Origin of the sequence: Streptomyces sp. NPDC003038 (genome assembly GCF_040611115.1) — a bacterium.
Taxonomy (GTDB): Bacteria; Actinomycetota; Actinomycetes; order Streptomycetales; family Streptomycetaceae; genus Streptomyces.
Genome location: NZ_JBEXNN010000118.1, coordinates 1 through 1,400 on the forward strand (window position 1 = coordinate 1; position 1,400 = coordinate 1,400).

At 68.3% G+C, this 1,400-nt stretch carries 1 pseudogene; it reads left to right on the forward strand.

The annotated features are described in order from the left end of the window. Positions 1-366: 366 nt before the first annotated feature. Positions 367-923, forward strand: a pseudogene (locus tag ABZX75_RS34360) (IS701 family transposase); the annotation flags it as partial. Positions 924-1,400 lie beyond the last annotated feature (477 nt).

A 1,400-nucleotide genomic window follows, 5' to 3' on the forward strand; every position in this document is an offset into this window, starting at 1 on the left:
TCAAGGCCCTGGTCGCCGTCGCCCGCTCCATCCTCGTGGCCGCCTGGCACCTCCTGAGCGACCCCGCCGCCCGCTACCGCGACCTCGGCCACGACGTGGCCCTCACCACGGGAGGCGTCTGACACACCACCGCCGACACGACCAACAGCCCCCGGAACCACCAGACCCGGGGGCTACCTCGCCATGCCCACCTGACCGTGGAGTTTTCCCGTCAGGTGGGCAGACTGCACCCAGTTCAAGCCTGTCCTGGAGAAAATCCGCGTCCCGAAACTGGATCCGAGCAGGCCCCGCAACAAGCCGGACAGTGTCGCGGCCGGCCAGGCCTACAGCAACGGGCCCTGCCGCCAGTACCTACGCCGCCGGGGAGGCTGGCGGACCGAGCTGGAGCGGGCGGATGTCTTCCATGTCATGGCCACCACCCGGCACGACACCGTCGTCACCCGCTGGGCCATCGACCACCCCGTCCAGGACCTGTTCCCCGCCCTGCCCCGGCAGAAGTGGAAGCGCCGTTCCTGCGGCCATGGTGCCCACGGCCCGCGGGTCTACGACTGGGCCAGGGTCGAGGTCCGGCCCTGGCACCGCGAGGACCGCCGGCACTGGGTGATCGCCCGCCGAAGTGTCCGCAGGCCCGAGGAGATCTCCTATTACATCGCCTAATACCCGGCCGAAACCACCCTCGACGAGCTGATCCGCATCGCCGGCGCCCGGTGGGCGGTCGAGGAATGCTTCCAGACCGCAAAGCAGGAGTGCGGCCTGGACGACTACCAGGTCCGCCGCTACGACGGCTGGCACCCCACATGACCCTCGCCATGGCCGCACACGCCTGCCTCACCGTCCTGCGGGCCCGCGAACTCGACACTGGGAAAGCAGAAACGGATCCTCCCAGCTCATACCCCTCACCCTCCCCGAACTCCGGCGCCTGATCGGCCGCCTCACCCGGGCCCGCCCAAGCATCGACCACGTCCTGCACTGGTCGCACTGGCGGCGCAGACGACAACACCAAGCCCGCGTCAGCCACTACAAACGACGCGGCCACACACCACCAGAAACTGCCCAACCGTCAAGGCAAGCACCGTTGCAGTACTAGCCTGCATATTTTTTCACAGTCGACCAACGAACCACAGCTCACCTGGGCTCGGGCTCGCTAGACTTACAGGCAGCCGCGCCGACAGGGAGTGTGCGGACGAGGGCAGTTATCCAGAGCGCTCTGGGGAGTACCCCCTGCCCGCCCTCCGGGGGCGTCTCCCCACCGGCGACGCCCCCGGGCTGTGGTCGGCAGCCCCTGCCCCCTGCGGCGTCTTGTTCTACCCGGTGGAGGTCATCTCGCACTGCGTGTGGCTGTACTTCCGCTTCCTCCTCAGCTACCGCGAAGTCGAGGAGCTGATGACCGAACGCGGTGT